This window comes from Dietzia sp. JS16-p6b, assembly GCF_003052165.1.
Lineage (GTDB): Bacteria > Actinomycetota > Actinomycetes > Mycobacteriales > Mycobacteriaceae > Dietzia.
This window is the reverse complement of record NZ_CP024869.1, coordinates 3,383,281-3,405,900: the sequence shown is the minus strand read 5'-3', so window position 1 is coordinate 3,405,900 and position 22,620 is coordinate 3,383,281. Positions and strand designations below refer to the sequence as shown.

Annotated in this window: 23 protein-coding genes and 1 pseudogene; 15 read left to right on the top strand and 9 right to left on the bottom strand. The window is 70.2% G+C overall.

The genetic code is table 11. From position 1 onward, the window contains the following. Positions 1-7: 7 nt before the first annotated feature. Both CT688_RS15760 and CT688_RS15755 read right to left on the bottom strand, forming a co-directional pair. The gene (locus tag CT688_RS15760; RefSeq protein WP_107757659.1) at positions 8-1,795 is read right to left on the bottom strand and encodes a TIGR03767 family metallophosphoesterase; all 1,788 of its coding nucleotides are present in this window, start codon (positions 1,793-1,795) and stop codon (positions 8-10) included. Between the two features lie 130 nt (positions 1,796-1,925). Further along, positions 1,926-2,201, bottom strand: coding sequence for a WhiB family transcriptional regulator (locus tag CT688_RS15755; RefSeq protein ID WP_107757658.1), 276 nt, complete (start codon positions 2,199-2,201; stop codon positions 1,926-1,928). Between the two features lie 149 nt (positions 2,202-2,350). Here CT688_RS15755 and CT688_RS15750 point away from each other — a divergent pair, with 149 nt between their 5' ends. From CT688_RS15750 to CT688_RS15715, 8 genes are all read left to right on the top strand, one after another. Continuing rightward, a complete protein-coding gene (locus tag CT688_RS15750) occupies positions 2,351-2,968 on the top strand; it encodes a response regulator transcription factor (protein ID WP_182612019.1) in 618 nt (205 codons plus the stop codon). Between the two features lie 81 nt (positions 2,969-3,049). Beyond that, positions 3,050-3,337 carry a metal-sensitive transcriptional regulator gene (locus CT688_RS15745; protein ID WP_107757657.1) on the top strand — a complete coding sequence of 96 codons (288 nt, stop codon included), beginning with the start codon at positions 3,050-3,052 and terminating at the stop codon, positions 3,335-3,337. Positions 3,338-3,397: 60 nt separating this feature from the next. Beyond that, positions 3,398-3,613 (top strand): heavy-metal-associated domain-containing protein, encoded by a 216-nt coding sequence (locus CT688_RS15740; RefSeq protein ID WP_107757656.1) that lies wholly within the window; start codon positions 3,398-3,400, stop codon positions 3,611-3,613. A gap of 11 nt (positions 3,614-3,624) precedes the next feature. Continuing rightward, the gene (locus tag CT688_RS15735; RefSeq protein ID WP_107757655.1) at positions 3,625-5,982 is read left to right on the top strand and encodes a cation-translocating P-type ATPase; all 2,358 of its coding nucleotides are present in this window, start codon (positions 3,625-3,627) and stop codon (positions 5,980-5,982) included. A 115-nt stretch (positions 5,983-6,097) separates the two neighbouring features. Next, complete coding sequence (locus CT688_RS15730; protein ID WP_107757654.1) at positions 6,098-6,838, top strand: superoxide dismutase family protein; 741 nt, start codon at positions 6,098-6,100, stop codon at positions 6,836-6,838. 135 nt (positions 6,839-6,973) lie between these two features. Next, positions 6,974-8,050, top strand: coding sequence for a diacylglycerol kinase (locus CT688_RS15725; protein ID WP_107757653.1), 1,077 nt, complete (start codon positions 6,974-6,976; stop codon positions 8,048-8,050). A gap of 51 nt (positions 8,051-8,101) precedes the next feature. Beyond that, on the top strand, positions 8,102-8,842 hold the full coding sequence (locus tag CT688_RS15720) for a glucose 1-dehydrogenase (protein ID WP_107757652.1): 741 nt from the start codon (positions 8,102-8,104) through the stop codon (positions 8,840-8,842). Positions 8,843-8,931: 89 nt separating this feature from the next. Further along, a complete protein-coding gene (locus tag CT688_RS15715) occupies positions 8,932-9,987 on the top strand; it encodes a hypothetical protein (protein WP_197431436.1) in 1,056 nt (351 codons plus the stop codon). Positions 9,988-10,005: 18 nt separating this feature from the next. Here CT688_RS15715 and CT688_RS15710 read toward each other — a convergent pair whose 3' ends face one another. Together CT688_RS15710 and CT688_RS15705 are read right to left on the bottom strand one after the other, a co-directional pair. Then, positions 10,006-10,578, bottom strand: coding sequence for a peroxidase-related enzyme (locus tag CT688_RS15710; RefSeq protein ID WP_107757651.1), 573 nt, complete (start codon positions 10,576-10,578; stop codon positions 10,006-10,008). A gap of 58 nt (positions 10,579-10,636) precedes the next feature. Further along, on the bottom strand, positions 10,637-11,059 hold the full coding sequence (locus CT688_RS15705) for a PPOX class F420-dependent oxidoreductase (RefSeq protein WP_107758265.1): 423 nt from the start codon (positions 11,057-11,059) through the stop codon (positions 10,637-10,639). A 94-nt stretch (positions 11,060-11,153) separates the two neighbouring features. Here CT688_RS15705 and CT688_RS15700 point away from each other — a divergent pair. After that, positions 11,154-11,804 (top strand): annotated as a pseudogene (locus CT688_RS15700) (TIGR02206 family membrane protein); the annotation flags it as partial. Here CT688_RS15700 and CT688_RS15695 read toward each other — a convergent pair. Continuing rightward, complete coding sequence (locus tag CT688_RS15695; protein WP_370446362.1) at positions 11,798-13,687, bottom strand: amidohydrolase family protein; 1,890 nt, start codon at positions 13,685-13,687, stop codon at positions 11,798-11,800. The pseudogene CT688_RS15700 and the gene CT688_RS15695 overlap by 7 nt on opposite strands. A gap of 128 nt (positions 13,688-13,815) precedes the next feature. On the opposite strand from CT688_RS15695, the gene CT688_RS15690 reads away from it, so the two are divergent. Further along, a complete protein-coding gene (locus CT688_RS15690) occupies positions 13,816-15,150 on the top strand; it encodes an MFS transporter (RefSeq protein WP_107757649.1) in 1,335 nt (444 codons plus the stop codon). A gap of 18 nt (positions 15,151-15,168) precedes the next feature. Here CT688_RS15690 and CT688_RS15685 read toward each other — a convergent pair whose 3' ends face one another. Further along, complete coding sequence (locus CT688_RS15685) at positions 15,169-15,756, bottom strand: DUF1707 domain-containing protein (RefSeq protein ID WP_107757648.1); 588 nt, start codon at positions 15,754-15,756, stop codon at positions 15,169-15,171. Between the two features lie 175 nt (positions 15,757-15,931). On the opposite strand from CT688_RS15685, the gene CT688_RS15680 reads away from it, so the two are divergent. Continuing rightward, positions 15,932-16,378, top strand: a complete 447-nt coding sequence (locus tag CT688_RS15680; protein WP_107757647.1) for a carboxymuconolactone decarboxylase family protein — start codon at positions 15,932-15,934, stop codon at positions 16,376-16,378. Next, entirely contained in the window at positions 16,375-17,277 is a 903-nt protein-coding gene (locus CT688_RS15675; RefSeq protein WP_107757646.1) for a sigma-70 family RNA polymerase sigma factor, read from the top strand. The genes CT688_RS15680 and CT688_RS15675 overlap by 4 nt, the downstream gene beginning before the upstream one ends. 52 nt (positions 17,278-17,329) lie before the next feature. Here the strand turns inward: CT688_RS15675 and CT688_RS15670 are convergent, their stop codons facing one another. The 3 genes from CT688_RS15670 to thiM form a co-directional block, all read right to left on the bottom strand. Then, complete coding sequence (locus CT688_RS15670) at positions 17,330-17,680, bottom strand: VOC family protein (protein WP_107758264.1); 351 nt, start codon at positions 17,678-17,680, stop codon at positions 17,330-17,332. A 109-nt stretch (positions 17,681-17,789) separates the two neighbouring features. Next, the gene (gene thiE / locus CT688_RS15665; protein WP_107757645.1) at positions 17,790-18,482 is read right to left on the bottom strand and encodes a thiamine phosphate synthase; all 693 of its coding nucleotides are present in this window, start codon (positions 18,480-18,482) and stop codon (positions 17,790-17,792) included. Beyond that, the gene (thiM, locus tag CT688_RS15660) at positions 18,479-19,333 is read right to left on the bottom strand and encodes a hydroxyethylthiazole kinase (protein WP_107757644.1); all 855 of its coding nucleotides are present in this window, start codon (positions 19,331-19,333) and stop codon (positions 18,479-18,481) included. Before thiM ends, thiE begins: the two co-directional genes overlap by 4 nt. A gap of 70 nt (positions 19,334-19,403) precedes the next feature. On the opposite strand from thiM, the gene CT688_RS15655 reads away from it, so the two are divergent. The 3 genes from CT688_RS15655 to CT688_RS15645 all read left to right on the top strand — a co-directional run bounded on the left by CT688_RS15655 (position 19,404) and on the right by CT688_RS15645 (position 22,578). Then, entirely contained in the window at positions 19,404-20,405 is a 1,002-nt protein-coding gene (locus tag CT688_RS15655; protein ID WP_107757643.1) for an LLM class flavin-dependent oxidoreductase, read from the top strand. Positions 20,406-20,498: 93 nt separating this feature from the next. Next, positions 20,499-21,707 (top strand): acyl-CoA desaturase, encoded by a 1,209-nt coding sequence (locus CT688_RS15650; protein ID WP_107757642.1) that lies wholly within the window; start codon positions 20,499-20,501, stop codon positions 21,705-21,707. A 22-nt stretch (positions 21,708-21,729) separates the two neighbouring features. Continuing rightward, complete coding sequence (locus CT688_RS15645; RefSeq protein WP_107757641.1) at positions 21,730-22,578, top strand: thioesterase family protein; 849 nt, start codon at positions 21,730-21,732, stop codon at positions 22,576-22,578. Positions 22,579-22,620: the final 42 nt, after the last annotated feature.

Sequence of the window (22,620 nt, the reverse complement as noted above, 5' to 3'; positions counted from 1 at the left end):
CCCCGCCTCATCGCTGCGCTCGCTGCTCGTGGGCGAGGAGGCGAGCGCGTTCACGCAGGTGCTGCTCTTCCAGTGAGTCATCCGTGATCGCGTCCAGGTCGAACGGGGCGGGCAGCAGGAGCTCGGTGTTGCGGTCAAGTGCCGAGCCGCGCCTCATCAGGGGGTTCTCGGCCCAGTCGTTCGCCGCCAGTTCCCTGCTCTGCGATGCGAGGTCCAGGTAGCCGCCCGAGGAGCCCGGGGTGACCGGCGACGCGTGATCGAGAACGGTCGTGAACAGCGACAGCGTCCCGTCCCGGTTGTCGACGATCTCCACGGTCTGCTGTTGCTGGGGGAAGTCGATACAGGATGCGGTCGTGATCTCCCAGAAGCCCCCGTCGCGTCCGCGGTGGGCGAGGATCTGGTTCTGGTGGGTGTGCCCGTTGAGCCAGCCGATCACCACCGGGTAGGCCAGCAGCAGGTCCACGAACTCGTCGGCGCCGTGGAGGGTGGCCGTCGAACCCGGTCGCCGCGCCCGGTTCTCCAGGGTCATGCTGTTGTGGTGGGTCAGGATGAGGACGAGCTTCTCCTGCGACTGCGCGCGATCCAGCTGGCCCCTGAGCCACTCGAACTGATCGCCCGGCACCGCACCGTCGGCGCCGGCGACGGCGTTGCAGGTGTCGAGGCCGAACACCCGTACGTGGGGCGTCAGGTCCGCGGTCCACCAGGTCTCCCCGGAGTCGAGATTGTGCTGGGTGAATCCGTGCCCGACGGGGCCGGGCGTCTCCGTGGTGTCGAAGTGCTCGGCCATGAATTCGCGTTGCTCGAACAGGTATCGGCGCGGATCCGCGGTGACCCCACGAAATCCCGGTCTGGTACCCGACCGGACCCCCAACGCGTCACCGAGCCGCTGCAGCGGGCTCGCGGTCGCGGCGTATCCACTCAGCGTCGACGACGCGGTGGCGGCCAGCGTGTGAGACTTCTGCGAGCCGACCGCGAGGGAACGGAGCTGGGGGGACAGACCGAAGGTGCCCAGCAGGAGCGTGTCGTGATTGCCGTACACCGCATACCACGGCACCGGCAGGCCGACCGACTCGACGGGGCGTGAGATGGCCTGGGACAACAGGTCGGGCAGCCGGGGAAACCCGTAGTCGCCGAACGCGCCGCCCGAGGGATCCTCCGGCCGGTACGCCCACTGGGCGTCCCGCCAGGCCTGCACGCCCTCGAACAGGGTCGGTGACCCGCTGTTCGGGGTCACCGGTACCCCGTCGAGGACGTCGATGTACCACCGCAGTTCGAGGTGGGAATGCATGTCCGCGCTGTCGCCGGTGACGATCGCCGCACCGAGCGGAGCCCCCGTCACGGGGCTGATCGAGTTGTCGGCGAACGACTTGACCATCGCCGCGGTCACATGCACGGTGAGCGGGTCCTGCGGGTGGAACGCCGATCCCCACGTGGCGTGATCCTGGACGATCATCGGCTCGATACGGCACGGGGACTGTGCGTCAATGACGTGCATGTCGGACAGGTGTCCGAGGTAGAGGAGCGAACGGCGTGCCCCGGCTCGTGCCGCAGACGGAGACGCACGCAGGATGTCCATCCGAGGCAGATGGGCCTCGCCCGGGCCCGCGGCCAGGGTGCGATAGGACCGGGTCTCGCCCTCTCTGCGGAGAATGGTTCCGGACAACGTCGACCGCGGCACCTCGGGAGGACTCTGGGCCACAGCGAGTCGACCGCCCAGCGCGATCGGTGCCAGGCCCCACGCCGCGGCCAGTGCGCCGACGCGGCTCAGGAACTGGCGACGTGACAAACCGGGCATCGACTCTCCTCCGGCCTCGAGTAGCAGAAGAGTAGCCCCGGAGGCGGCGGGAGGGAACGGGGTGCGCGATCATCGTCTGGAACCCGTTGTGCGCCAACGTGGCCTCAGGTCGTCGCGGCCCCGGCGCAGGTCAACCGGTGCGCAGTCGGCCCGCTTTCGTGTGTCGTTCCATCTCGGTCATGCCGCCCCAGACGCCGTAGAGCTCTCGCTCCTCGATGGCGTAGGCGCGACACCGGTCGAGTACCGGGCACGTCGAGCAGAGTTGCTTGGCGAGTTCCTCGTTCTTGCGCCTCGTGCCCTTGAGGTCGTGGTCGTCGTTGTAGAACAGGTCCTGGTGTCCCACGCAGTTCCCGCGGTCGGCCCAGGCCCATCGATCTTCTAGTGCAGTCCAGGCTGCCTCAGCCACATGATCAACCCACTTTCGGTTCGGCGGCGATCCGTGGATCGCTCGCGGAGGAACACTCCATCATCCGGTGTGTGAAAGTGGTCGGGCCACACCCTCAGGGGTGTGATAGCGGTATCGGGTGAGCCGGGGTTCGTTGCTATTGTCTGTTCATGCCGGTCAGGGTGACTGTGATCAACGATTATCTCGTCGTCGTCGCCGGGGTGAACGCGATCCTCTCGGAGTACTCCGACCGCGTCGAGGTCGTGGAGAAGAACGCGGTGTCCAAAGGGGCGACGGCGGTGGACGTGGCCCTGTACGACACCTTCGCAGCACCGGTGGGCAAACACGCCCGACTCGCCTCGCTGCGTGAGGACCCGTCGATCGGCGCGGTCGCGGTGTACTCCTTCGCCTCCGGCCGGGCCGCGGTCGACGACAGCCTGGCGTTGGGGGCGAACGGCTTCCTGTCCAAGGCCCTGCCCGCGGCGGACCTGGTGCGTGGGATCGAGGAGATCGCGGCGGGGAGCGTCGTGACGATGGTGGGGCCGGGACACACGGCCACAGGTGCCAACGACTGGCCCGCCAAGGATGCCGGCCTCTCGGCCCGTGAGGCCGAGATGGTGGGGCTGATCGTGCAGGGCCTGTCGAACCGGGAGATCGGCGACAGGTGCTATCTGTCCGCGAACACGGTCAAGACCTACATCCGTGCCGCGTACCGGAAGATGGGCGTCGGCACGCGCGCGCAGGCGGTCGCCTGGGGGATCGACCACGGCCTGCAGCCTGACCGGTAGCAGCCCGTCCGGTCGCCGGTGCCTGGTGCCGGGGTGTCCCAGGCCTTGCGGCAGGTACCCTAGGGGGGTACCGTATCCGCCATGGGCGAGCACGGGTACACCGCGAACAAGGACGATCACCTCAAGCGACTGCGCCGCATCGAGGGCCAGGCCCGCGGTCTGCAGAAGATGGTCGAGGAGGACAAGTACTGCATCGACATCCTCACGCAGGTCTCCGCGATGACCCGGGCCCTGCAGTCGCTCTCGCTCAACCTGCTCGAGGAGCACCTGGGCCACTGCGTGGCCGGGGCGATCGAGCACGGCGGACCGGAGGCACAGGCCAAGCTCGCCGAGGCCAACGCGGCCATCGCTCGCCTGGTCAAGTCCTGAGGCACGACACCCGGTCCGCTCCTGCACACCGCTGACCATCCACCACCAAGGGAGAACCTCATGTCCGACACCGCCACCTTCACCGTCTCCGGGATGACCTGCGGACACTGCGTCGCCTCCGTCAGGGAAGAGGTCTCGGAGATCCCCGGCGTGACCGCGGTCGATGTCGACCTGGAGTCGGGCCGCCTCGTCGTCGTCGCCCCCGAGCCCGTCGACCCCGCGCTCGTCCGTGCGGCCGTGGACGAGGCCGGGTACACACTCCACGACGCGGAATGAGCTGACCGGACATGACTGACACCGATGTCTCCAGCGGGCCTGCGACCGCATTCGTCGACCTCCAGATCGAGGGCATGACCTGCGCCTCGTGCGCCAGCCGGATCGAGCGCAAGCTCAACAAACTCGACGGGGTGACCGCCGAGGTCAACTACGCCACGGAGAAGGCGCGGGTCGAGTACGCCCCCGGCGTGGAATCGCAGCTCCTACTGGACACCGTCGAACAGGCGGGGTATTCGGCCCGGTGGCCACGACCCCGCACCTCGGCCGCCGTTCCGGGAACGACGCACGCCGACGGGGCGGTCACCGCCACAGCGCATGCGGGCAACGCCACCGACGACTCCGCGGCGCCTGACCGCGTCGAGAGTCTGCGCCACCGTGTGATCGTCTCCGCGGTGCTGTCCGTGCCCGTGATCGCCATGGCCATGATCCCCGCCCTGCAGTTCACAAACTGGCAGTGGCTCTCCCTGACGCTCGCCGCGCCCGTCGTGGTGTGGGGCGGATGGCCGTTCCATCGCGCCGCGGCGATCAACATCCGGCACGGCTCGTTCACCATGGACACCCTGGTGTCGATCGGCACGTCCGCCGCGTTGCTGTGGTCGCTGTACGCGCTGTTCTTCGGCCACGCCGGAATGCCGGGGATGACCCACGGATTCGAGTTCTCGCTGTCTCCCAGCGACGGCGCAGGGGACATCTATCTCGAGGCCGCCGCCGGGGTCACCACCTTCGTCCTGCTGGGCCGCTACATCGAGGCCAGGTCCAAGCGCACGGCGGGAGCGGCCCTCCGGTCGTTGCTCGAACTCGGCGCCAAGGACGTGGCGGTCGTGCGCGATGGCGTCGAGACCCGGATCCCCGTGGAACACCTGCAGGTGGACGACGAGTTCATCGTGCGCCCTGGTGAGAAGATCGCCACCGACGGCCGGATAGTCGACGGAGCCTCCGCCGTCGACACCGCCATGGTCACCGGGGAGTCAGTGCCGACCGAGGTCTCCACCGGCGACGCGGTGGTGGGCGGAACCGTCAACACCAGCGGACGTCTCATCGTCCGGGCCACTCGTGTGGGCTCGGACACCCAACTCGCCCGGATGGCACAGATGGTCACCGACGCCCAGTCCGGCAAGGCCGCCGCGCAACGCCTCGCCGACCGCATCTCCGGCGTCTTCGTCCCCGCCGTCCTGGTCCTGGCCGCCGCGACGTTCGCCTTCTGGCTGCTCACCGGGTCCGGCGCCTCCATGGCGTTCACGGCCGCGGTCGCGGTGCTCATCATCGCCTGCCCCTGTGCGCTCGGTCTGGCCACGCCCATGGCCCTGATGGTCGGGACCGGCCGCGGCGCGCAACTGGGCATCCTCATCAAGGGCCCCGAGGTCCTGGAGTCCACCCGCCGCGTCGATACGATCGTGCTCGACAAGACCGGCACCGTGACCACCGGAGCGCCCGCGCTGGTCTCGGTGACCGCTGCCGATGGGCAGGACGAGTCGCAGGTGCTGCGCTGCGCCGGCGCTGTGGAGGACGCCTCCGAACACCCCATCGCCCGGGCCATCGCCGCCGGCGCCCGCGAGCGGGTCGGCGACCTCCCGCCGGTGGCGGGGTTCCGCAACACGGAGGGACTGGGGGTGTCCGGGCTCATCGCGCTCGGTGCGGGTGGCCACCGTGAGGGCGACGACGAGGTCGTCGTGGTGGGCCGTCCCGCCCTGCTCGCCGAGCAGGACATGCCGTTGCCGGCCGAGCTCGGACGGGCGTTCGATGAGGCCTCCGGTCGCGGCCACACGGCGGTCGCCGTGGGCTGGGGCGGCCGTGCCCGCGGGGTGCTCGTGGTCGCCGACCAGATCAAGGACACCTCCGCGGAGGCCGTCGAGAAGTTCCGTGGCCTGGGGCTCACTCCCATCCTCTTGACCGGCGACAACGTCAGGGTGGCCGCGTCGGTGGCGCAGCAGGTGGGCATCGAGCCCGGCCCGGACACCGTCATCGCCGAAGTGCTGCCGGCCGACAAGGTGGAGGTGATCCGCCGGCTGCAGGGCGCCGGGCGCGTGGTGGCCATGGTCGGCGACGGCGTCAACGACGCGGCCGCCCTCGCCACCGCCGATCTGGGCCTGGCGATCGGGACGGGCACGGACGCGGCTATCGAGGCCTCCGACCTCACCCTGGTCCGCGGGGATCTGCTCGCGGCGGCCGATGCGATCCGGTTGTCCCGCAGCACCCTGCGGACGATCAAGGGAAATCTGTTCTGGGCGTTCGCCTACAACGTGGCCGCGCTGCCCCTGGCGGCGGCCGGGTTGCTCAACCCGATGATCGCGGGGGCGGCGATGGCGTTCTCCTCGGTGTTCGTGGTGGCCAACAGCCTGCGGCTCCGGCGATTCCGGGCCGCCGCCTGACGCGCGCGACACCGGTCGACCCCGGTTGCGCCTGGAATGAGCCTGGGTACGGTGACGGCCACGAAGGCGACCACAGCGTCGCCCACGAGAACCCCGACGACAAGGAGGCCCTTCCGTGACCACGGTGACCCCCGCATCTCAGACCGCCGTATCTCAGACCACGACCACTCAGACCCCGCCCTCCCTCCGGCGGGCACGCCGGGGCGGTGCGTTCGTCGCGCTGGCCGCCGCCGCCGTCCTGGCCGCCTCGTGCGGGACAGGGGAGGAGTCGCCTGCCGACGAGGGGGCCGCCAGCCCGCAGGACACCGCCGCCACCACCGCCGATGCGGGAGGCGCGGATGAGCAGCAGGGCGGCCAGGCCTTCGCGACCGCCGACCTCGTGGACCCCGAGGGCGGATCGCTCGGCACGGTGGAGTTCGTCGAGGTCGACGGCGGGACCCTGGTCACCGTCGAGGCCTCCGGGCTGGAGCCCGGCTTCCACGGCCTGCACATCCACACGACCGGACTGTGCGAGCCGGACAGTGCCAATCCCAACGACCCCGAGGAGCGAGGGGCGTTCCTCTCGGCCGGCGGGCACCTGGTCGGTCCGGACGACGAGGCCAGCCATCCCGACCACGCCGGCGATCTTCCCCCGCTGTACGTCGCGGGCGACGGGACCGCGCGCATCACCACCCTGACCGACCGGTTGGACCGCGAGCTACTGCTGGACGACGACGGCACGGCCGTGATGATCCACGAGGACCCGGACAACCTCGCGCACATCCCGGAGCGCTACGCCCCGGAGGGGCCCGACGAGGACACGCTCATGGCCGGTGACGGAGGCAGCCGGATCGCCTGCGGCGTCGTCGTCGGCTGACCCGGCCCCGACACGTGACCGGACAACTGTCCGGTCACGTGTCCGAATTGACCCCGATCAGGCGTCACGCTCTGGTAGCGTCCGCCGCGAGCAGGCGCGCTCCACCGCACGCCGCCTCACGTCGGGAGGGAACACATGGCCATCCGGGTCGCGCAGATCGCCACCGGGAACGCCGGGGCGATCGCCCTGCGCCAGCTGGTCGAGGACCCGCGCTTCGACCTGGTGGGCGTCTGGGTGCACTCCGCCGAGAAGGCGGGCCGGGACGCGGGGGAGCTCGCCGGTCTCGAGGAGGTCACGGGTGTCACCGCCACCACGGACCATGCCGACATCGTGGCCGCGGCGCCCGACTGCGTGGTCTACTGCGCGATGAGCGACACCCGGCCGGTGGAGGCCGCGCGCGACATCCGCGAGTACCTCGCCGCCGGGATCAACGTGGCGGGCACAGCGCCCACTCCGCTCATCAACCCCGCCGCGGGCGTCCCCGACAGCGCGCGCGCCAAGCTCGAGGCCGCGGCCCTGGAAGGCGGTGCCACCCTCTTCGTCACCGGCGTGGACCCGGGGTTCACCAACGACCTCCTCCCGCTCGCGATCACCGGCACCTGCCGTGAGGTGCGCCAGGTCCGTTGCACCGAGTTCTCCGACTACGCGACCTACGACTCCACCGAGTCGATGGTCGATGTGATGGGATTCGGCACCCCGCTCGACCAGACCCCGCTGCTGTTCCTGCCCGGGGTGTTGACGGCGGGGTGGGGTGCGTCGATCCACCTGCTCGCCGCCGGGTTGGGCGTGGAGGTGGACGAGATCACCGAACACGTCGAGCGCGAACCCGCCCCGGAGACCTACGAGGTCGCGGCCTGCACCATCGCCGAGGGCACCCAGGCGGGGTTCCGCTTCCAGATCACCGGCATGGTGGCGGGCGAGCCCGTCATCGTGGTCGAACACGTCACCCGGACCCGGGACGACCTGCGGCCGGACTGGCCGTACGCGGTCCAGGAGGGGCACTCGTACCGCGTCGAGGTGATCGGCGAGCCCTCGTACGTCCTCGACCTGGCCGCGCAGAGCGCGGACGGCGACCACAACTACTCGGCGATCCTCGCCGGGGTCGGCAGAGTGGTCAACGCCGTACCCGCCGTCGTGGCCGCGGCGCCGGGATTGGCCACGACGCTGGATCTGCCGCTCGCCGGCGCGCCGGGCATCGTCGGTACCCGCTGAGCCGACGACCGGCCTCAGCACCACAGTTGTTCACGAGGAGAGGGAGTCATCATGGGTCGGGTCGAGGGCAAGGTCGCCATCATCACGGGGGCCGCGCGGGGGATGGGTGAGGCCGACGCGCGCCGCCTCGTCGAGGAGGGCGCGAGGGTCGTGCTCACCGACGTGCTGGACGAGCAGGGCGAGGCCGTGGCGGCCGAGCTCGGGGCGAGTGCGCGCTACCGTCACCTCGACGTATCCGACCCGGACCAGTGGAAGGCCGTCGTCGAGGAGACCGTCGCCGACTGGAGCGGGGTCGATGTGCTGGTCAACAACGCCGGGATCGTCAACGGCGCCGAACTGCACAGGTTCAGGCACGACAAGTGGCAGCAGATCCTCGACGTCAATCTCTCGGGCACCTTCTACGGGTGCCAGGCGGTCACGGAGGTGATGATCGCCGCCGGGCGTGGTTCGATCATCAACGTCTCGTCGATCGAGGGGATGCGGGGCACCCCGTGGGCGCACGGGTACGTGGCGGCGAAGTGGGCCGTCCGGGGGCTGACCAAGTCGGTCGCGCTCGAACTCGCACCGCACGGCATCCGCTGTAACTCGCTACACCCCGGTCTCGTCCGCACGCCCATCGCGGAGGGCATCCCGGACGACATGATCCCCATCCCCCTGGGCCGACTGGGCACTGTCGACGACCTGGCCAACTTCGTGCTGTTCCTCGCCTCGGACGAGTCCTCCTACGCCACCGCCACCGAGTTCGTGGTGGACGGCGGAACGATCAACGGGATTCCGCACAAGCAGTTGTAGAGCCGCGCCGGCGGGGTGGCGAGATCGTCCCCCTCGGGACAGACCCTGAGACGTACGAGGGCGTTCTCAGGGTTCGTACTATCGGCGTCATGACCCAGGGATCCGTCTCGTCGACACCTCCTTCCGTCGACGGTGTATCCACCACCGTCTCCACGACTGCTGACCCCGGCCCGCGGTGGCGGGTCACGGCGGGGTGGATCGCCCACTGGCTCCTTCGACTCTGGCTGGCCCTCGTGCTCCTGGTCTACGGGTGGCCCAAGGTGTTCCTCATGCAGATGGGGGTCGCCGATTACGGGGACGCCCTGACCGCGTTCGGCGAGATGAGCCCGATGGGGTTCCTCTGGCGGTTCATGGCGTTCTCCCCGGTGGTCCAGGTTCTGGCCGGTCTGGCCGAGGTCACCGCCGCGGCGCTTCTGCTCTTCCGTCGCACGGCCTGGCTGGGTGGCCTCCTCGCCGCCGCGGCCATGGCCGTCGTCTTTCTGCTCAACATGACCTTCGACGTCCCGGTCAAGCAACTCTCCCTGGCGATGGCCGTGGCCGGGATGGTGGTCGCGGCTCCGTGGTTCGCCCACGTCGGGCGCATCCTCGCGGGCCGGCCCGTGCCCGCCGCGACGCTCCCCACCCCGATCCCCTGGCCCCGGGGTCAGCGCGTCACAAGGTGGACGGGGCCGATCCTCGCGGTGGTGGCCCTCTGTGTTCCGGGCGCGGTTCTCGGCGTCATGGCCGCGGGTGGCGGGACGCCGACCGCGTTCTCCCAGGTCGCCGGGGTCTATCGCGTGGTCGAGGACACGGCGCCGCCCGCCGAGCAGTTGGTCGACGATGTGCGCTGGCAGCAGGTGGCCTTCGGGCAGCACGGTGCGGAACGGGCGCGCTTCGGATTGCGCCTGGCCAACGGGGACTTCCACGACGGGCGCTACTCCGTGGACGGCGAGGTGATCACGATCGAGCTGTATCCGGTCCGCGAGGGGACATACGGTCTCGTGAGGGACCCCGAGCGCACTCTGACCCTCAGGTGGTCACCGGCGCCCGTTGGGATCGCGCTGAGCGGGGACGGGGTGGACGTCACTCTCGCCGAGGACCCCGAGTTCCGCTACCTGTTCGACCGGGGATTCCACTGGAGCCCGACCACGCCGGTCAACCGCTGACGATGACCCGTGCGGCCGTCAGGACCGTGGCGCGCGCCCCATCAGGTAGAACTCCGGGTTCGGCCGCATGTCGGTGGCGTTGGCCACCCGGTTGCTCAGCCCGAAAAGGCCGGTGATCGTCGCGATGTCCCACGCGTCCTCGTCGTCCAGTCCGTGTTCGTGGAGCGCGGCGTAGTCGGCGTCGACGAGCTCGTCGGATCGCAGGTTGACCTTGGTGGCGAAGTCGCAGATCGCGCGCTCGCGCGGGGTCAGGTCGGACTTGTGATGGCTCACGGCCAGTTGATCGGACAGGTACGGGTCCTTCTTGACGATACGCAGGATCGCCCCGTGCGCCACCACGCAGAACTGGCAGTTGTTCTGCGCGGAGATGGTCACGATGATCATCTCCTTGTCCGCCTTGGACATGTTTGAACCCTCGCGGTCCATCACGGCGTCGTGGTAGGCGAAGAACGCCCGCCACTCCGCAGGGCGTCGCCCGAACATCAGGAACACCTCGGGGATGAATCCGGCCTTCTCCTGTTCCGCGAGGATGCGTTCCCTCAGGTCCTCGGGTAGATCGGCGAGTTCGGCGAGGGGGTAACGGTCGGACATGTGCGGCTCCCGGGAGTGTGGCGTGCTCTGACGGTATTCCGAGTGGGGCCGTGCCGACTCAGGATCGTGCCGCGGCCCCCCATGTGTGTACCCGCTCGACCTCCACCCAGGCATCGACGCGGGCACGATCACGGACCGGGTACGGCTGGTCCGTGTAGTGCCGGGACAGGGCGTCGATCCCCGACAGGTCCGGGTCCTCGGTGATCTCGGTGACCCGGCCCTGGATGCTCACATGCGAGTACCAGTCGTCCACCTGCAGCACGGACAGTGCCACGCGCGGGTCGCGTCGCAGGTGCTGGAGGCGGACCCGTCCGGCGTCGAGGTTGAGATGGATACGGTCCCCGACCAGCCGGTACCACGTGGGCACCGCGACCGGTGACCCGTCTCTGCGCAGCGTCGCCATGACGCACGGATTCGGCAGGGCGAGCAGGCGGCGCAGGTCGTCGGTGAGCGGGGAGTCGGATGGGCGTGAGTCGGACACGGCGCGGACCCTTTCGTCGATCGCGGTTTCTCCGGTCCAGTGTGCCCGCGTCGCGACCGCCGGCACTCCGTGGCGATCCGGTTAGGGTGGGGACATGACCACCAAGGCGACCGTTCTGGCCGCCGAGGAGGATCTCGGCTCGATGCCTCTCTTCGGTGTGGCCCACTTCTCCGCTCTGGCCGTCACGGTGGTGATGACAGCCGTTCTGCTGGGCGTGGTGCGTCGGTACCGTGGCTCCCGAGCCGTGGACCGGGCGATCACCATCGCAGGGTGGCTCATGTTGCTCGTCGGAGCGGGCTGGATCCTCTGGGACCTGATGCCCGGCCGGTTCGACCCCGCCCAGGCCATCCCGGCCGATCTCTCGGACTGGGCCCGGATCATCATCCCGGTGGCGTTGATCACCCGCGCCGGGTGGGCGGTGGCGGTGGCGTACCTCTGGGGTCTGTCCCTGAACCTGATGGCGCTGGTGACCCCGGACCTGAACTACAGCTTCTCCCCACCGGTGGAGTACGGGATGTTCTGGTTCTCCCATGCCGCCGCCTTCATCGCCCCGGTGATCCTGGTGTGGGGGTTGGGGTTGCGGCCGACCTGGCGAGGATTCGGCTTCACCTTCGTGTTCACGGTCTTCTGGGCTGCCGTGGCCTCTGTGGTCAACCTGATCGCCGGGGCGAACTACGGGTATCTCCGCCATGCTCCGCCGGAGGGGTCGCCGCTGGATCTGATGGGCCCCTGGCCGGTCTACATCGGTGTCGCGGCAGCCGTGGTCGCGGTGGTGTGGGCGTTGTTCACCTGGCCGTGGACCGCCGAGCGGCTGACCCGGGGTACGAAACCGGTGGGGGCCGGGTTCATCCGCCGCCCCGCGGGCAGGAACCGGCCCGACGCGTAGTCCGAGCCGTAACCCGGCGCGAACTCACCGTCGTGCCAGACCACCCGGCCGCCGATGATCGTCGCGGTGACCGCTCGGTCGTTGCGGTTGACCATGCGGCGGATCCCGCCGAGTTCCGGCATCTCCGTCTCGTGGTAGCCCAGCGACTCGCCGTCGAGCCCGGCCGGGTCGATCACCACCACATCGGCGCGGCGACCGGGGGTGATCCGCCCGGCATCCAGCCGGTAGAAGTCGGCGAGTTCCCCGGTGAGCTTGAACACCGCCTTCTCGACAGACAGGAACGGGGCGCCGCGACGATCCGCGTCGTGTACACGCTCGAGCAGGCGCACGCCGAAGTTGTAGAAGGCCATGTTGCGCAGGTGCGCGCCGGCGTCGGAGAACCCGATGGTGACGCCGGGGGTGTTGACGAGCCGGTTGGCCACCTTGTCGCGGGCGTTGGCGATCGTGGTGGTCCACCGCAGGTCTGCGCCGTGTTCCACCACCAGGTCGAGGAAACAGTCCGCGGGGTGTAGTGACCGGTCGCGGGCGACGTCGCCGACGGTCCTTCCGACCAGAGACTCGTCGGGGCAGGCGACGATCAGGGCGTCGTCGAAGTCGCGGTGCCATACCCGCGGGCTGAACCGCTTCTCGAAGTCCCGCCGGAACCAACGCCGGTAGCCCTCCTTCGCGAGCAGGTCCGTGCGGGCCATCTCGTCCTTGAGGTGCAGTGCCTCGCGCCCGGAGCCGAACTCCTCGAAGACCACCAGATCGATCCCGTCGGCCCACACCTTGAATGTGGTCGGCAGGTGCTGCCACACGAACCTGCCGCGTCCCAGCGAGTTGGCCACCCACGCCAGGGGCCGGAAGATGTGGTTGACCCAGGGCTCGGCGAGGGTGTCCGCCGCGGCGAGCAGTGACACCCTGAGCGGCTTGCGCAGCAGGCCCGTGCTGGTGGCCACGTAGAAGGCCACGTCGACCTTAGTGTTGAGGTTCGGAACGCCCTGCAGGACGCGATCGCGTCGCCGGAGGATCCGGCTGATCTGTCTGAATTCCTTCCACGAGGCGTGCGTGGAGGGCAGGGTGCGCGAGCGGTAGCGGTCGCCGTCCATCTTGTCCCAGGGGTTGGTCATGGTGGAGACCCCCAGGAACCCCTCGTCGAGGGCCTCCTCCACCCGCCGCGCGATCTCGCGGCGCTCCCGCCGGCTCGGGGAGTGCTCCGGGTCGGTCGAGCGGCCCAGTCCCATCACGGAGGCGCGGACATCGGAATGGCCGAGGAAGCTCGCCACGTTGGGCCCCAGCGGCAGGGACTCGACCGCCCTCCGCCACGCCGCCGCATCGGACCACGACGTGGTGCGCTCGAGTGCGTCGAGGACGGCGTCCCGGGGGAGGGCCTCCACGCGGCTGAACAGGTCGGCCACATCGACGGTGTCCGAGTACACGCCGGACAGTGAGCAGTTGCCGACGAGCACGGTGGTCACCCCGTGGCGGACCGACTCGCCCAGGCCGGGGGACACCAGTAGTTCCACGTCGTAGTGGGTGTGGGTGTCGACGAATCCGGGCATGACCCATCGGCCGTCGGCCTCGATGACGCGGGTGCCCGCCGATACCGGGAGCGGGGAGGGACTCACCGCCGCGACGACGCCGGACCGAATCCCGACGTCGGCGCGGAGGCCCGGGGCGCCGGTGCCGTCGTAGACGGTCCCGCCGCGGATCACGATGTCGAAGTCGGCGCCGCCCGGGCTGGCGTGATCGGTGGTGTCCACGAGGCACTCCCAGTGTGTGATGCTCAACACAGTCTCCACCAGGCTACCCGGACGCTGGTCCAAGTCCAGGGTTCGTGGGGAACTTCCTGCGTCGCCCGGCCTCCGTCCGGCGAGTAGCGTTGTCGCGCATGACCACCCGCACGGAGCGCCTCGACGGCCTACCGTTCACCCGCAAGCACCGCAGGCTGTTGGTCGGATCCGGCGTCGGTTGGGCACTCGACGCCATGGACGTGGGCCTGATCTCCTTCGTCATGGCCGCCCTGGCCGTGCACTGGGCGCTGACCCCCACCGAGCTGTCCTGGATCGGGTCCATCGGGTTCGTCGGCATGGCGATCGGCGCCGCGCTCGGCGGACTGCTCGCAGACAGGATCGGGCGTCGCCAGGTCTTCGCCGCGACCCTGCTGGTCTACGGTCTGGCCACGGGTGCGGCGGCGCTGTCGACCGGTATCGCCATGCTCATCGCGTTGCGCTTCATCGTGGGCCTGGGCCTGGGCGCCGAGTTGCCCGTCGCCTCGACGCTGGTCAGCGAGTTCGCGCCGCGTCGTATCCGCGGCCGGGTGGTGGTGATCCTCGAAGGGTTCTGGGCCGTCGGCTGGCTCATGGCGGCGCTTATCGGATACTTCGTGGTGCCGATCGGCGACGACGGCTGGCGCTGGGCGCTGGCCATCGGGCTGGTCCCGGCGGCGTACGCGCTCGTCGTGCGCTTCGGACTGCCCGAGTCGGTGCGGTTCCTGGAATCGAGGGGTCGGGGCGCCGAGGCCGAGAGGATCGTCCGCGAGTACGAGGCCTCGGCCGGGGTCAAACCGCCCGCCGCGGCGAACGCCCCAGCAGGGGAGCCCGGCCGCGACGCATCCGCCAGCGGGGAGTCCGCGCGCGAGTCGATCTGGTCCCCGCGCCTGAGACGACGGACCGGCGCACTGTGGGTCGTGTGGTTCGGGATCAACTTCTCCTATTACGGCGCGTTCATCTGGCTGCCCAGCCTGCTGGTCTCCCAGGGTTTCGATCTGGTGAGGTCGTTCGGCTACACACTCATCATCACGCTCGCCCAGCTACCGGGGTACGCGGTGGCGGCGTGGCTCATCGAGGTGTGGGGTCGCCGGGTCACCCTCGCGGTGTTCCTGGTCGGGTCGGCGGTGGCGGCGGGGCTGTTCGGTCTCGCGGGGACGCCGGCCACCATCGTCGCCGCGGGGATGGCGTTGTCGTTCTTCAACCTCGGCGCGTGGGGCGCGCTGTACGCGATCGGCCCCGAGCTCTACCCCACCTCGACCCGTGGCGCCGGCACCGGCGCGGCGGCGGCGTTCGGTCGGATCGCCTCCATCGTCGCGCCGCTGCTCGTCCCGGTGATGCTGGGTGCCGGAGGCACGGTCGTGGTCTTCGGGGTGTTCGCGGCGGCCTTCGTCGTCGCCGCCCTGGCGGCGTTCACGCTCCCGGAGCGCAAGGGCGTCGCGCTCGAGCAGACCTGACCTGCGCGGTCAGTATGTCTAGTGCGTCTCGCGCCCGTCCCCCAACTCGCGGATCCGCTCGGTGGCCGCGCGCAGACGCTCCTTGCGGGCCTCGTCGTCGGACTCCTTGAGCTCCTCGTAGAGTTCCTCGTCCGAGTCGGAGAACTGCAGGATCGCGCGCGGAACCCCGAGGGTCAGGACCAGCGAGGGCCACACGATCCAGGCGTAATCCCAGCCCACGACGAACTGCAGCACGAGGAACGCCACGAGCGTCGCCCCGAGGACCAGGCCGTCGAGGGTCTCCACCGTCTTGCCGCGCTTGCGGAGATCCTGGAGCTCGCGATCCGGGTCCGAGACCGCCGGTGACGACGAGGTGCGCGCCAGCTCACCACCTCCCGCCGCCGCCGTCTGCACGATCATGCCGTCCACGCTGCTCAGAGGCATCCCTCCGGGCAGATCCCGGAATGATGACCGCAACTGACCCAGGGTGCGCGCGGCCGCGATGTCACCGGACCGGGAATGGAATTCCGGGTCGTCGAGACGACCGGCGGCATAATGGTCGCCCAGCGCGGTGAGCGCGTGCAGGCGCTCGGAGTCGGAGAGCAACAGATCATCGGGATCGGTCATGTGACCAGGCTAGGAGGGGGCCCCGGAGATCGCCATAGGTGATCACACCGATCCGCTGTCACATCCGGGAGTGCTGGTGCGTCGAAGGGGTATGAGCACTCACCGGAAAGACCACGGACCGCACACACAGGGACAGCGCACACAGCACCAGCGCACTCAGGTCAGCGCGGGCGCGATGGTGCCCATGCTGGCGCTCGAGGCCTACACCAGGGCCCGGGTCTCCCGCTCCGACAGCCACCTCGTCAGACTGCGGGTCTCGGCGGTGAACGAGTGCCGGTTCTGCACCGCGATGCATCGCCGCGACGCGCGTAAGGACGGCTGGGACGACGCCCGGATCCTCGCCGCCGAGGACTGGCCCGCCCACGCCGGTGAGCTGTCCGCGGGGGACCTCGTGGTCCTGCGATTCGCTGACGCGATCACCCACGTCCGTGGCGAGGACTCGGTCCCGGACCACCTCTGGGACGAGATGGTCCGACACCGGGGCGAGGCGGGCACTGGACAGCTGCTCATGGAGGTCGTCACCATCAACGCATGGAACCGGATCGCAGTGGCGACCAGGAAGGACCCGGGGTCGCTCAAGGGCGTCCGCCCGGAGGACATCGATCCCGTTCGTCCGAGGTGACCGCGGCCGGTGGGCTCGCCGGACTCGACCGGACCGCGGTGGACCGGGTCCGGGGGCGACTGCTCGGGGTGGGATACCGCATCACGGGGACGTGGGCCGACGCAGAGGACGCCGCCGATGAGGCCCTGGCCCGCCTGGTCGGCCTCGACCCGGGTTCTCACCCCGACAACCCCGAGGCGTGGCTCACCACCGTCACCACCCGGTTGTGTCTGGACCGGCTACGGCGACGACGGCGGGAGGACTACGTGGGGGCGTGGCTGCCCGAGCCCGTCGACACCGCCCTGCTTCCGGCGGAGTTGGCCGAACAGCGGGAGGATCTGCGGATCGCCGTCCTCCTCGCCTACGAGCAGCTGGCACCCGATGAGCGGGCGGCCTTCGTCCTGCGCGAGGCCTATGCCCTGCCCTACGCCGAGATCGCCGAGACGTTGGACGCGGCCGTGCCCACGGTGCGCCAGTGGGTGAGCCGGGCACGCCGCCGGTTGGACACCGACCTGCGGCCGCCGGAACGTGCGCCGGAGCCGGTGATCACGCGCCTGGTTGAGGCCGTCCTGGCCGGTGACCTCGAGCAGACGATCGAGGTGCTCACCGCGGACGTCCGGGTGGTCTCGGACAGCGACGGGAAGGTCAACGCCGCCCGCAGGGACATCGTGGGGGCCCGCAAGTGTGCGTACTTCCTCATCAAGGCCGCGGAGTTGTCCGGCGGCATGATCGCGCCGGTCGAGGTCAACGGGGAGTTCGCGTTGGCGGTGGTGTCCCGCGGGGTCGTCCGGGTGGCCCAGCTGGGCGTGGTCGACGACCGCGTCACGCGGGTCTTTTTCCACTCCAACCCGGCCAAACTCACACGATTGGCCTTGCCGGAGGGGTTCGAACCGACTCCGCGAGCCGGCTCGGTTCCCTGAGCTGACTCAATGGAGGCGGCGCTCGGCTGTGCGCGGCGGCGTGCGGCGGTGGCTACTCCGGCACCCACATGGCCATCTCGTTCCCGCCCGGCTCGCGGAAGTGGAACCGTCGGCCACCGGGGAAGGAGAACGGGTCGAGGGTCACCACGCCGCCCGCGGCCTCGACCCGGCCGCGGGCCTCGGCCAGGTCGGACACCCGGATCACCATCAGGGGTGCCTGCGACTGCTCGTCGTCGTCACCCTGGATCCCCACCTCGATCCCGCCGCCGGTGAGGTCGGTGTACGACGTCCCGTACACGGTGGGCGTCCAGCCACACACCCTGGCCAGGAAGTCGGCTGTCGCGGGCATCGACGAACTGGGGAACTCGACCATCGTGATCTGGTCCGGGGTGCTGTCCTGCATGCTGCCGACGGTACGGGCACCATGGGCGCGGTGGCGCGGTTTCGATCCCGTGACCCGGTTCGTGCTACCCCGGTCCTCCTCCCCGTGACGGACTGCGCGGGCGGCGGGATCACCCGCGAACCCGGGCCCCATCCCAGCGTGAGAGCAGGTCCATCGCGACTGCGCGCGGATCCGGCGCGCGCATCACCGCCGACACCACGCTCACACCGTCCAGGGCGGTGCCCGCGAGCAGGCCGACGTTCGCCGGGGTGATCCCGCCGATGCCCACCGCCGCCACACCCCGCCGACGGGCCGCCCGGGCGAGCCGGTCGGCCCCTGCCGCGCCGAGAGCGGCAGCGGTGTCGGTCTTGGTCGCCGTGGACCACACCGGGCTCACCCCGATCACGTCCGGCCCGGGCCCCGGCCCGCCCAGCGCGACGTGGAGTTGCTCGTCCGACTCGATCGACAGCCCGAGCATCAGATGCTCCGGGAGGTCGGCGCGCGCCCGCTCGAACGGGACATCCCGCTGCCCCACGTGCAGATGGAGCCCCAGCTCGCGCGCCACCCCCAGACGGTCGTTGACGAACACGGGGACCTCGCGACCGACCCGGGCCCCGGCCCGACGGGCGGCATCGGCCACCGCGGACGCGCGGGTGGCGAACTCGTCGTCGTCACATTCCTTGTCCCGGATCTGGACGACCCCCACCCCGCCCAGGACGGCCTGGTGGACGATGCCGGGGACCGCGTCCCGGCCACCGCCGAGGTGGGGGTCGGTGACCAGATACAACCGCCAGTCGACGGTGCCGTGGGCCCGGCGGGTCACGGCGTGGCGTCGAGGAGCGTGACCGAGCCCGCGATCTCCTCGGCCGTGAGCGTGTACAGCGCGTCGAGCCACGCCACCGCGAACAGTCCCGGGCCCGCGGCGACCCGCCCCGCAGCCGCTCCGGCCGCTCCGACGTGGGCGTGGGCGGCCACCACGGCGTCGTGGTCGGGCAGGCCGGCGGCGCGGGCCGCACCCAGGTAGGCGGCCGTGAGCGCCCCGAGAGCGCACCCGGTGCCGATCACCTTCTGGAGCAGCGGATGCCCCGAGGTGATCCAGGTGGCGATGGTCAGCCCGCCGGAGTTGGTGACGACGACGTCCTGCGCACCCGTCACCGCGACGACGCCGCCGGCGCGCTCGGCGAGCATCAGGGCCGACGGCAACGCCGCCGCGACGTCATGGGTCGAGTCCACGCCGCGGCCACCCGCCCCGGCCCCGGCCAGCGCCACGATCTCCGAGGCGTTCGCGCGGATCGCCGCGGGACCGTGGTCGAGCCAGTCGGTGGCGAGCCCGGTGCGGAGTGTCAGCCCGCCGACCGCCACCGGATCGAGCACCCACGGCGTGCCGTGTTCCCTGGCCGAGGCGATCGCCGCGTGCATGCCCTCCACCTGTTCGGCCGTCGGGTTTCCCACGTTGATCAGCACCCCGGTGGCGACGGCCGCGAAGTCGGCGGCCTCCTCGGGGTGGTCGACCATCGCCGGCGCCGCACCGGCGGCGAGCAGGACGTCGGCCGTGACCTGACGGACCACCGAGTTGGTCAGGCAGTGCACCAACGGTTCGGTCCGGCGCATCGCCGAGACCAGGTGTGCGATGTCGACGGAGCTGGAGCTTGGACCGGAGCCGGGATCGGACATCCCCCCAGTGTGCCGCCCCCGTCCGGGCGCGGCACGGAATAGGCCCCGCGGGACGGGGGTTGGACCCGTCATGACCCCCTCCCCGCTGCCCCTGTCCGTGATCGACTTCGCCTCGGTCCGCCCGGGGCAGTCCGTCGGCGACGCGCTGCGGGACTCGGTCGCCCTGGCCCGCAAGGCGGAGGAACTCGGGTACGAGCGGGTCTGGTACTCCGAGCACCACAACATGGGGTCCATCGCCTCCTCGGCCCCGGCGGTGCTCATGGCGCACATCGCCTCGCAGACCCGGCGGATCCGGCTGGGGTCCGGCGGGGTGATGCTGCCCAACCACTCGCCGCTCGTGATCGCCGAGCAGTTCGGCACACTCGCCGAGCTGCACCCGGGCCGTATCGACCTGGGACTGGGCCGGGCCCCGGGCACCGACCCGCAGACGTTCCGCGCCCTACGTCGTGACCCGTCGGCCGCCGAGCGCTTCCCCGACGACGTCCGTGAACTCCAGGCCTTCCTGGGGGACTCGCCCTCGGACCTCGCCCGTACCCGCGGGATCACGGCGACGCCCGGACGCGGGACCAGGATCCCGCTCTACATCCTCGGGTCCTCCCTGTTCGGCGCGCAGCTGGCCGCCGCGTACGGACTGCCCTACGCGTTCGCCTCGCACTTCGCGCCCGATGCGCTCGAGCAGGCCTCGGCGGTGTACCGCGACCGCTTCGAGCCCAGCGATCAGCTGGCCGAGCCGTACATGATCGCCGCGGTCAACGTGGTGGCCGACGACGACACGGAGCGAGCGGCAGGTGAACTGCACTGGTATCGCCGTCAGCGCGTCAAGCTCATGGCCGGACGCGGACGCCACTTCTCAGACGAGGAGCTGGACATGGTGATGGAGTCGGCGGCCGGTCGCCAGATCCTGCACATGATCTCCTACACCGCGGTGGGTGACGGGCCGGAGGTCCGCGACTACCTGGCGGACTTCGCCGAACGCGCGGGCGCGGACGAGTTGATGATCGCCCCGGTGGGCTCGAGCCGTGAGCGGGTGCACGGATCGCTGGAGGTCCTGCGCCGGTCGTGGGCTGCCTGAGAGGACGGTCGCCGCGTGCCCTTGGTCACGTATCCGACCCTCATTGCTACTCGCCGGTAGCCGCGAATCGGAGAGCGCGCCTAGAGTTGATCCATGGCCATTTCTGATGTAGGCGAGTACGCGCACCTGACTACCGAGCAGATCGACGAGCTCGGACGGGAGCTCGACGCGATCAGGGCCGATGTGTTGGCATCCCGCGGGGACCGGGATTACCGGTACATCCACAGCGTGATCCGGCTGCAACGGGGAATCGAACTCGGGGCCCGGGCCGTGTTGTACCTCGGCGCGCGGAACCGGACCGCCTGGGTTCTGGGTACGGGGGCTCTGGCAGTGGCCAAGATCCTCGAGAACATGGAGATCGGGCACAACGTCCTGCACGGGCAGTGGGACTGGATGAACGACCCGGAGATCCACTCCACCACGTGGGAATGGGACCTGGTCGGCAGCTCGGCGGACTGGAAGCACACGCACAACTATCTGCATCACAAGTTCACCAACATCGTCGGGATGGACGACGACGTGGGGTTCGGGGTCCTGCGGGTCACACGTGACATTCCGTGGGAGCCCAGGTTCTCCGCGAACTTGCTCGTCAACACCGCGCTCATGGCGGGATTCGAGTGGGGGATCGGACTGCAGGGGGTTCGTGTCCAGGACGCGCTCCCGGGCTCCGATGCCAGCCCGGCCGACCAGCGCACCGCCCGTGCGTTCCTGCGCAAGGCGGGAAAGCAGGTGCTCAAGGACTACATCCTGTTCCCCGTTCTGGCCGGGCCGGCCGGACGGCAGGCGCTGACCGCGAGCTTCGCCGCGAACATCATCCGGAACATCTGGACCAACGCGGTGATCTTCTGCGGGCACTTCCCGGACGGGGCCGAGAAGTTCACGGCCAAGGACGTGAAGCACGAGTCGCAGGCCGAGTGGTACCTGCGCCAGATGCTCGGCAGTGCCAACCTCGACGGCGGCCCGGTCATGAGCCTCATGTCGGGCAACCTGTCGTTCCAGATCGAGCACCACATGTTCCCCGACCTGCCGTCCAACCGGTACGCGGAGATCTCGCTCCGGGTCCGGGAGTTGTGCGACCGGTACGACCTGCCCTACGTGAGCGGACCGCTGTGGAAGCAGTACCTGCAGTCCTGGCGCACCATCGCGAGGCTCTCACTGCCCGACAGGTTCCTCCACCGGACCGCCGACGACGCGGCGGAGACCCGCAGCGAGAAGATGTTCGACCGGATGCCGAAGATGCCGGGTCTGACGTCCGCACTGGCTGCGCTCCGGCAGAAGGGGCGCGCCCAACTGGTCCACTGACCCCTTTGGCAGACTGTCCGGCATGTCGCTGAAGAGCATGTTGGAGGCCGCCTCGGCCGGTGGGACCGTGGAGATCGCGGACGGGTGGACACAGGGCCGGGCGATCTACGGGGGACTGACCGGAGCCCTGCTGCTCGCGGCGGCCAAAGGCCGCGTGAGGGATGCGTCGCCGTCAGGGGTGGGGGCCGGGTCGGGAGATGGCGTGGCCGCCGGTTCTTTACACCCGTTGAGATCATTCACCGTCTCGTTCGTCGGCCCTGCTACGACGGGCGGCGTCGAGGTCGACGCGGAGATCCTCCGGGTCGGGAAGAACGTGACGCAGGCCCGGGCCACCCTGCGACAGGAGGGCGCGATCGTCGCCACGGCACTGGCGGCGTTCGGGCGGCACCGCGAGTCCACCATCGCCGTCGCGCCGCGACATCCCGTGCCGGAGTTGCCGGAACCCGGCACGATCGAACCGTTTCCGTACATCGAGAAGGTGACCCCCGAGTTCTACCGGTTCCTCGCGTTGAGGCAGGTGGGTGGCGCCCTGCCCTTCAGCGGAGCCGAGACCGGCGATCTGTCGGGCTGGGCGCAGTTGCGCGAGGCCCCGGAGGAGTTCCACGAGGAGCACCTGTTGGTGCTCGCGGACGCCTGGCCGCCGGCGACCATCCAGATGCTCTCCGGGTTCGCGCCCGCCAGCAGTCTGACCTGGACGCTGGAGCTCGTCTCGGAAGTCGGCCCCGACACGATCCCGCCGGAGGCGGTCTTCGCGTACGAGGCCACCACCGATGCCTCCCGCGACGGGTACGCCCACACGCACGCCATGCTGTGGGGACCCGATGGGGCACTGACGGCGATCAGCCGCCAGACCATCACCGTGTTCGGGTGACGGCCGGCGGCTGATCGATCGGGCGACTCGAGGGGGAGCGGA